Raw genomic sequence first — 9,102 nt, 5'->3', positions numbered from 1 at the left:
AATAATTCCAACTTCACGGTCATGTCATCAGTAACCTCTACTATCTTAACATTCCCACCATCCGTTTCTAAATAAGGGCGGATGCCATCCAGGGCCTTATCAATTCTAGAAACTAAATCTTCCGACACTGTATTTGTTGTTTCCATTATGCGTTCATTTCCACTTTTTTCGTTTTTTCCATATTGGCATTTCTAATTGCCACTTGCCTTGCCATCGCTTCAGCTAAATCATTAAATGCTTTTGCACTTACATCATCCTTCATTGCCACCGGAAGCCCACTATCTCCACTTTCTCTAATGCTCTGAACCAATGGTATCTGACCCAGAAACGGAACATTATGCTTTTCCGATAAGTTCAAACCACCATCTTGCCCAAATATATAGTATTTGTTGTCAGGTAGCTCCTCAGGAGTAAAGTACGCCATATTTTCAATAATACCCAACACGGGTACATTGATCTGTGGCTGTTTGAACATGGCTAAACCTTTCCTGGCATCGGCTATGGCTACTTTTTGTGGGGTTGTTACCACTACTGCTCCTGTAACTGGTACAGTTTGTACCAATGTCAGGTGAATATCACTTGTACCTGGAGGTAAGTCGATCAATAAATAATCCAGCTCACCCCAATCTGTATCTCCGATAAACTGCTTTAAGGCAGAACTTGCCATAGGCCCTCTCCAAACTACCGCACTATCGGCAGGAGCAAGAAAACCTATAGAAATAAGCTTTACACCATACTGCTCTAAAGGAACAATTATGTTTTTACCATTTACCTGTTTAACTTCTGGCTGCTCACCTTCGCAATTGAACATAGTAGGAATAGATGGGCCATAAATATCAGCATCTATAATACCTACTTTGGCACCGGCATTTTTTAATGCAATGGCAAGATTTGCAGTAACAGTAGATTTTCCAACACCACCTTTACCGGAAGATATGGCAATGATGTTTTTAACACCGGGAAGCAATGGCCCTTCATTTCTGGTAGAGGTTACATTAGACGTCATGTTAATTTCAACGGCCAACGATTTATCTAAATGCTTGTGAATTGCCTCAATGCAGTTGTTTTTGATCAATTCTTTTAACGGACAAGCTGGTGTGGTAAGCACCACGGTAAATTTTATTGTATCGCTAAACACTTCAACATTTTTAATCATATTGAGCGTTACCAAATCTTTTTTCAGATCCGGATCATCAACTGTTGATAGTGCTTTTAGTACATCTGATTCTTTAAATGCCATATTCCCTCGTCTTCAATTCAATTTTTGCGCAATTTAGCCTTTCTGATTCGTTTTTAGTAACAATTGAAATACAAAATAAGTTGTGTCCGTGACCATTCTCTTACATTATATTTAACTTTGATGTCCAACTACAAAAATTGATAGCAAAACAGACCATACAGGAAGTTCAGGATCGGGCAGATATTGAAGATATCGTGTCGGACTATGTGACGCTAAAGCGAAAAGGAAGCGGGAAATACCTATGGGCATGTTGTCCGTTTCATGATGAGAAAACACCTTCTTTTGCTGTAACTCCTGACAGAGGGATTTATAAGTGCTTCGGGTGTGGTAAATCTGGCGATAGCATCAATTTTGTGATGGAACATGATGGATTGAACTATGTAGAAACCATCCGGCATCTGGCGAAGAAGTACGGCATAGAAATCATTGAAGATGAGCAGTCTGATGAACAACTGGCAGAACAGAATGAAAAGGACAGTCTGTTTATTGTGCTCAACTATGCCAATGAATACTTTAAAAAGCAGCTTTTAGATACCGATGAAGGCAAATCCATCGGCCTAAGCTATTTTAAAGAGCGTGGCTATGATGCACCTATCATTGAAAAATTTCAGTTAGGTTATAGCCAAAGTGCCTGGGATTCACTTTTACAGGATGCCACCAAAAACGCTTACAATGAAGACTTGCTGGAAAAAGCAGGTTTAATTGTAAGAAAAGAGGGCGATAAGAAATATGATCGTTTCAGAGGCCGTGTAATTTTTCCGATCCATAATGTAGCAGGCAAGGTGGTGGCCTTTGGCGCTCGAACACTCAAGAAGGACGATAAGCCTAAATACCTGAACTCTCCCGAGAGTGAAGTGTATCATAAAAGTAAAATCCTTTATGGCTTGTATCAAGCGAAAGCCGCTATTAGGCAGCAGGACAATTGCTATTTGGTAGAAGGGTATACCGATGTAATCTCGTTGCATCAGTCTGATATTGAGAACGTTGTAAGTTCAAGTGGCACTTCTTTAACGGATGAGCAGATTAAACTCATTAGTCGGTTTTCGCAGAATATTACGGTATTGTTTGATGGTGATGCAGCAGGAATGAAAGCCTCATTGCGAGGTATTGATATGATTCTAGAGGCTGGAATGAATGTGCGCGTGGTGGTTTTTCCTGAAGGAGAAGACCCGGATAGCTATTCCAAAAAACTTGGGACATCAGAATTTAAGGCCTATTTAAAAGAGCATACTGCAGATTTTATCAGTTTTAAAACAAGCTTGTATGCCGAGGAATCTGCTCGTGATCCACTAAAAAAGGCAGAGTCCATTAAAGAGATTGTTAGTTCTATTGGTAAAATACCGGATGGGATCAAGCGTGCGGTTTACCTGAAAGAATCTTCGAAGCTTCTGGATATCGATGAATCAGTGCTGGTTGCTGAGTTGAACAAAATCCTGATAAAGGACAGAAGAAAAGACACTAAAAAAAGGGAAGAAGAAGCTACCGGAGAGAGGCTTTTAGATGAGCTGATTACGGAATCTGAGGTTAAGTCCATAGATGTTAAAGACCAGATTAGGATTCAGGAGCGCGAAAGCATCCGATTACTCGTTAATTATGGGTTGAATGAAATTGAGGAGGAGTATAAAATATATAATTACCTACTCAATGAGTTGGAGGATGTTGAGTTTGTAACTCCAGTGTACAAAGAAATATTTGAGCTCTTCAAAGAGCGTTTAGATCAGGGTGAAGTGATAGATGTTCAGTATTTAATAGCCAATGGTTCTGAAGCTATCAAAAAAGAAGTGATTGATCTTGTGACCGAACGCAGAGAAATTAGTCCGAACTGGAATGATAAATATCAAATATTTATACCAGCAGAACACGATTTATTGGATACAGTAGTGTACACCCATGTTGCTCGCTTAAAGTTCAGAGTCATTCAAAAACTCATTTCTGAGAATTTGGCCAAAATGAAGGTTGAAAAAGACCCGGAAGAGCAGGATAAGTTATTCATCATCCACGATCGATTAAAACAATCCGAAATGGAACTTGCCAAGGTGCTGGGGATTGTGGTTTCGAGGTAAATCCCCCAGGCCCCCTTTTGGAAAGGGGGTTTCTGCTATTTGTTAAAGAAATTTTTTAGGTTTAATGAGGAATTAAATTTGAAAAATTCCCCCTTGAAAAGGGGGTGTCCAAAGGACGGGGGATAAAAATGTACTATTTACCTTACAACAAAAACCTAAAGCAGTTCTCACGTTATTTGAGAAACAATAGCACACTCTCTGAAGTGCTTCTTTGGAATGAAATCAAAGCGCGAAAGATCAAAGGTTATCAGTTTAACAGGCAAAAGCCTCTGAATAATTACATCGTAGATTTTTATTGCAAGCGATTAAATCTTGTCATTGAAGTAGACGGTTCCTCTCATTATCATGGCGATGCACCAATTAGAGATGCAGAAAGGCAGGCGATACTTGAATCTATGGGACTCAACTTTTTGCGGTTTGATGACATGGATGTTAAGAAGGATATTAATTCGGTGATTCAAATTATTTATGAATACATTGAAGAATACGAGGCGTTGAATTCCCCTGTCCACCTGAAGCGTTGAATCCCCCTAGCCTCCTTTAACGAAGGGGGATTTTATAGTCAAATATTATAGGAATTACCTGCTTGAATAGGAATTAGAAGGTATTTAGAAATAAAACACCATGAAATATCTTCTTATCACTTCGCTATTACTTATGAGCATAAGCACTCATGCCCAAAAATTCACCCTCATTGAAAAAGGTGAAATAGCCACGGATACTACCAATACCAACGGAGCCAGCTTTGTGGATTATGATAATGATGGGGACCTGGATATTTTCCTTTCTAACGCCAATGCACCATTTGGCTTTAACACGCTCTATAAAAATCAAGGCAATGATGTATTTGAAAAAGTGAATGCTGGGGAGGTGACAAATATGCAAACAGTAACGTTTGGCCATACCTGGGGTGATTACGATAATGATGGGTTACTGGATCTTTTTGTGGTAAATGCTTTTACCAATTTAGGATCAATGCTTTATCGAAATTTGGGCAATGATCAGTTTCAACGCAATGAAAATTATAATTCTGGAAAAAATAATGTACTGGGCTTTGCCGCCAATTGGCGAGATATAGATAATGATGGGTATCTAGATTTAACGGTAATCCACCCAGCAGGTGGTTTTGTTGGATTGCCAACTACGGGCAATTTCCTTTTTAAGAACAATGGCGATCAGTTTGGCAGTTTTACGGAGTTACTCACTACACCTGTTACCAGACGAACAGCACCTTTTACCAATGCCAATTGGGTGGACTATGATATGGATGGTGATTCCGATTTATTTATTGGTAGTGGTCCGGCTAATGGCACTTTAGCACCTGATTTTCATTACAAAAACATGCTGAAGGAAACTGGCAAGTTGTCATTCCAGCAAATTGGGAACACCACTTTTGCGAATGATTCATTAGACGGGCAAACCTGGAATTGGATTGATATTGATAATGATGGTGATTTAGATGCATATATGACCAATTGGGGTGGTGTGCAAGGTGGATTGAAGAATAATTTGTATCTGAACAAAGGCGATACAATAGTGCGAGCGAATGAAGGCACAATTGTGAATGACATTGGTATTTCATTGGCCAATGTATGGGCAGATTTTGATAATGACGGTGACTTGGATGTGTATGTTGGTAATGGTGGTAATCAACCCAACCGTTATTATGAAAATGATGGAAATGGAAATTTCACGAGTATTGAAAAGGGTCATTTTGTAGAGACAGCGAAAAACACCTGGGGTGTAAGTGCCGGAGATTATAACAATGATGGCAAGGTAGATTTATTTGTGTCGAACAAAACCGGTTACATAAGAGGTGGTGATGTGAACTTTCTTTATAGGAATGACACTGACAACAAGAACAACTGGATAATCATTAAATGCGTGGGCGAAAAGTCTAATAAAACAGGAATAGGAACCAAAATAAAACTCACTTCTAAAATTGACGGTAAAGCCGTTACTCAATATCGTGAAATAGGATCGAATGCTACATTCCTGGGTATCAACGATTTAAGAGCTCACTTTGGGTTGAGTAAGTCTAAAACTATTGATAAAATAGAAATTAGTTGGCCATCTGGGCAGGTTGATATCTATGAGGATATTAAGCCGAATCAAGTACTAGTTGCTACAGAGGGTAAATCACTGAAATAGTTAATTGACCTAAAATTCTTTCAAAATTTTAATTCTTTGGTTCTATTAGAATTGTTGTAATTCTTACTTATTAAGTTTTAAATTCAAGCCTTCAAATTAATTGTTTAATTAAAGTTTATGAGATGGCTACTATAACTATTTATCTTACTTATCAGGCTCCTAATTTAATGTGGAGAAATTCAGAATCAGATCAATGGCAAGTGATGGAAGAAACGTCTAAAACGGCAAAAACAACAGCAGGAGACACAGTTGTTTGGGTTATTGACAATACTATCAAAAAAATTAAGGATATTTCCGTTGGTAAAAGCTCAAAAATAGATTCTGGTTACAAATGGAAAGACATTTGGTCAAAAAAACCTAAAAAAGATTCAGATACCCAATACAGTGGAGTGGTAAGTACTTCCATGTATCGAGGAGATGCAGATGGATATGATATTACAGTTAAATTGGCAGATAATACCGACCTTACAGTTGATCCTGACGTTGTTGTTGAGGAACCTGAAAAACCATAATTTAATAAAATACATGATAGCAACAATATTCCTGTTGCTATCATTTACCTCATTTTCAAAAAATAATACCAATATTGATAGCCTTGAATCTTTGGATTTTAGTATGTATCATGATTCGGTAGTATGTGATATATATAATCAATTAGCCGACCGGCACAAGAACCTGGTTTCTCGGGAGAATTATGCAATAAAACTACTTGAATTATCCAAGAATAAATATCCTATTTGGGAATTTAGAGCCTATCTATCTCTCGGTAATATTAAAAAGTTTGAAGGTTCATATAATGAGGCATTAGACCATTATTTTAATGGTCTCAAGATAGCGGAAGACCTTAAATTAAGCAGTAGCGGGATAATGTATTTAACAATTGCTGATGTCTTTAAGGCAACCAATAATTTTAAAAACGCAAGTAACTACTATCAAAAGGCCTTGACATACTATGGTATGTTGAGTGAAAAAAGTCGACAAGATTCACTTTACATTGCTGCTATTAATATAAATCGAGGAGATATGTTTTTAATGCAGGAAATGTATGATTCGGCTAAATATAATTTTGAAAATGCCAGAAAAATTGGTGAATTATTAAAAAATCAATATTACCTAGCGGTAATCAAAGGTAATGAAGCCCTGGTAATGGCGGCTTTAGGTAACGACATTGAAGCGATTGATCAATTAAATGAAACTATTGAAGCACTAAGTGCGAGAAACAATTGGTCTGGTGCAACTGAATTCCTTATCTATATGTCTGACATTTATCTGAAAAAAGGGAATGTAGAATTAGCCAAGGACTTTGCTCTGAAAACATATAAAATGTCTAAAGAGCATAGTCTAAAAGACAGAATAGAACAGGCGAGTTTCACATTGTATGAGATCAATCAAAGGCAAGGAGATTATAAAAAAGCATTAGAATTCCATAAGGAATATACTGTTTATAAAGATAGCACATTAAATAGTGATGTTATTCAAGATATGGCTGATCTAAAAACCGAATTTGAGGTAGGGCAAAAGCAAGCGGAAGTTGACCTGCTAACGGCAGAAAAGAAAACTCAGCAAATCCTACTTTATGCCAGTACAGGAGGAGCTATTTTGCTTTTGGCGTTGGTTGGTCTGATTTACAAGAACAATAGAGATAAATCCAGAATCAATGCTGTATTAGCTGATCAGAAGAGTCAGCTTGAAGAACTGAATAAAACAAAGGATAAGTTTTTCTCTATTATCTCGCATGATTTGCGTGGCCCGGTACATGCTTTTTCAGGTATTAGTCGGTTAATCAAATATTCAGCGGAAGATGATGATAAAGAGGGACTTGTAGAAATAGCGGAGCACGTGGAAAAAACATCAAAGGACCTTTCAGGAATGTTGGATGGTATGTTGGAATGGGCCATGCAACAGCAAGGTAAAATGGAATATAAACCCCAGCAGGTTTCTGTAAAGTCTATTTTTGAGGGTGTACATACTTTGTTTACTAACAGTGCCAAAGCCAAGAATATTCAGTTGCAATTAGATGTTGATTCAGAGGCTCTACTATGGGTGGATAAAAACTCTATCCATACTATTTTTAGAAACCTCATTAATAACGCCATAAAATTCACGCCTGAAGGCGGTGCTGTCAGTGCTTCTGTAGACCACTTTGAAGATCATGTTGAGATAAAAATTAGTGATACCGGAATTGGAATCCCAGAAGGCAAGTTAGCTCAATTATTTAATCAGGTTGGTAGTAAATCCTCTTACGGCACCGATGGAGAAAAAGGCTTAGGTCTCGGATTGCAGCTTGTTTACGAGTTTGTGAAGATGAATCATGGAACCATTGAGGTGGATAGTGAAGAAGGGAAGGGGACGGTTTTTATAATACAACTTCCAATGAGTAACCAGGAAGCAATTGCTTAAATTAGTAATATACATGTAAATGTGAATGAAACTAAAGGAGGTCAAAAGTCCACAGATATCTGGGAAACAAAACCGAAGTCTAATGATGGAAGTCAGTCATTTCAAGGTCTTATTCAATCGGGTTTGGATGATACACCAAAATTTAATGGTTATACTATTAAGTATAAAACAGCTGATGGAGACAAAGAGAAAGACCCCAGTGTTAGACAACCTGACGGAGACTAAGAAATATTATGATAAGGTTTTAAGAATGGCGGTGTGTATCGCCATTTTTTATTTGCAAACTGATCAAATATCGCTTGCTCAAAAGTATAATGTCTCAGATAGCCTAATTAAAGTACTTGAAAATGATGAAATAGAGGGAGAGGCAAGACTTATTATTTTAAATCAGATTGGTAATCAAGTTCCTGAACCTGAACAGAAAGAAAAATATGCCAACCTCTTAATTGAGGAAGCGAAGCATTTAAAGCAAAATAGATTCCTATTCTTAGGTTATATCAGTAAGGGATATGCTCAAAAATTACTTGGGAATCATACGATGGCTTTAACGGCATACCTCGATGCGGTTGAAATTGCGTCTAAAACAAATGATTCTATAAGCCTTGGTGATGCATATACAAATATTGCTTCATTATATACAGCGCAGGAAGATTATAGTAAATCAATTAAGTACTATGAATTGGTCGAAAGTCTATATAAGAATATGGTCGATTCAACCAGAATGGCGGGTTTCTATGTTAATTATGGCTATGATGCTTATAAAGCTGAACAACTATATAATGCTGAGCAAGTATTGATAAAAGCAATTAGATTTTCAAAAGGTGCAACATCGAGAATAAGAGCCTATGCCAAGAGTAACCTAGCCCTTGTCTTGGCAAAAACGAATAGGCTTGAAGAAGCCCAAACTCAGTTTAATGAGGCTGTCGAGATAATGGAACAAAATCGAGATTATTATGCTATTTCTGATTGCCTAATTGAAATTGGTGGAGTTTATGTTGAGAGTGGACAAATTGGATTTGGTGTTGAAAATTTGGAAAGTGGATATCAGATAGCACGTGAACATGGCTTAAAGCAACAAATTCAGAATGCATCAAAACATTTGTCGGAAGCTTATAGAATAAAAGGTGACATTGAAAAGGCCTTTGATTATCAATCTAAATACTATGCTTACCGAGACAGCTTAATGAGTGCTGAAAAGATTCGTGAACTAGGTGATTTAAGAACCGAATTTGAGGTAGGGCAAAAGCA

9 protein-coding genes are annotated in these 9,102 nt (G+C 37.4%); 7 read left to right on the top strand and 2 right to left on the bottom strand.

The genetic code is table 11. The features are described from left to right. Together RLO81_RS04800 and RLO81_RS04795 are read right to left on the bottom strand one after the other, a co-directional pair. Positions 1–146: NifU family protein (locus RLO81_RS04800; RefSeq protein WP_350108005.1), on the bottom strand; the 146-nt coding region annotated here is incomplete at its 3' end. Then, positions 146–1,240, bottom strand: coding sequence for an Mrp/NBP35 family ATP-binding protein (locus tag RLO81_RS04795; RefSeq protein WP_350108002.1), 1,095 nt, complete (start codon positions 1,238–1,240; stop codon positions 146–148). The genes RLO81_RS04795 and RLO81_RS04800, both read right to left, overlap by 1 nt. 137 nt (positions 1,241–1,377) lie before the next feature. On the opposite strand from RLO81_RS04795, the gene dnaG reads away from it, so the two are divergent. The 7 genes from dnaG to RLO81_RS04760 all read left to right on the top strand — a co-directional run. Then, the gene (gene dnaG, locus RLO81_RS04790; RefSeq protein WP_350107999.1) at positions 1,378–3,303 is read left to right on the top strand and encodes a DNA primase; all 1,926 of its coding nucleotides are present in this window, start codon (positions 1,378–1,380) and stop codon (positions 3,301–3,303) included. A gap of 128 nt (positions 3,304–3,431) precedes the next feature. Next, entirely contained in the window at positions 3,432–3,827 is a 396-nt protein-coding gene (locus RLO81_RS04785) for an endonuclease domain-containing protein (protein WP_350107996.1), read from the top strand. Between the two features lie 100 nt (positions 3,828–3,927). Next, positions 3,928–5,454 carry a CRTAC1 family protein gene (locus tag RLO81_RS04780; protein ID WP_350107993.1) on the top strand — a complete coding sequence of 509 codons (1,527 nt, stop codon included), beginning with the start codon at positions 3,928–3,930 and terminating at the stop codon, positions 5,452–5,454. Between the two features lie 122 nt (positions 5,455–5,576). Next, positions 5,577–5,966 (top strand): hypothetical protein, encoded by a 390-nt coding sequence (locus tag RLO81_RS04775; protein ID WP_350107990.1) that lies wholly within the window; start codon positions 5,577–5,579, stop codon positions 5,964–5,966. Between the two features lie 13 nt (positions 5,967–5,979). Then, positions 5,980–7,854, top strand: coding sequence for a tetratricopeptide repeat-containing sensor histidine kinase (locus tag RLO81_RS04770; protein WP_350107987.1), 1,875 nt, complete (start codon positions 5,980–5,982; stop codon positions 7,852–7,854). Positions 7,855–7,875: 21 nt separating this feature from the next. After that, positions 7,876–8,079, top strand: coding sequence for a hypothetical protein (locus tag RLO81_RS04765; protein WP_350107984.1), 204 nt, complete (start codon positions 7,876–7,878; stop codon positions 8,077–8,079). Further along, the coding region (locus RLO81_RS04760; protein WP_350107981.1) for a tetratricopeptide repeat protein at positions 8,030–9,102 on the top strand (1,073 nt) is incomplete at its 3' end. The genes RLO81_RS04765 and RLO81_RS04760, both read left to right, overlap by 50 nt.

Source organism: Fulvivirga sp. (assembly GCF_040220315.1).
In the GTDB taxonomy this organism is placed as follows: Bacteria; Bacteroidota; Bacteroidia; order Cytophagales; family Cyclobacteriaceae; genus Fulvivirga.
The sequence above is the reverse complement of the archived record's forward strand: the minus strand, read 5'-3'. Positions and strand labels throughout refer to the sequence as shown.

What these genes read in the sequence shown, in the direction of transcription:
- RLO81_RS04770 (WP_350107987.1), top strand. Translation starts at nt 5,980, where the DNA reads ATGATAGCAACAATATTCCTGTTGCTATCATTTACCTCATTTTCAAAA.
- RLO81_RS04785 (WP_350107996.1), top strand. Translation starts at nt 3,432, where the DNA reads ATGTACTATTTACCTTACAACAAAAACCTAAAGCAGTTCTCACGTTAT.
- RLO81_RS04775 (WP_350107990.1), top strand. Translation starts at nt 5,577, where the DNA reads ATGGCTACTATAACTATTTATCTTACTTATCAGGCTCCTAATTTAATG.
- RLO81_RS04795 (WP_350108002.1), bottom strand. Translation starts at nt 1,240, where the DNA reads ATGGCATTTAAAGAATCAGATGTACTAAAAGCACTATCAACAGTTGAT.
- RLO81_RS04780 (WP_350107993.1), top strand. Translation starts at nt 3,928, where the DNA reads ATGAAATATCTTCTTATCACTTCGCTATTACTTATGAGCATAAGCACT.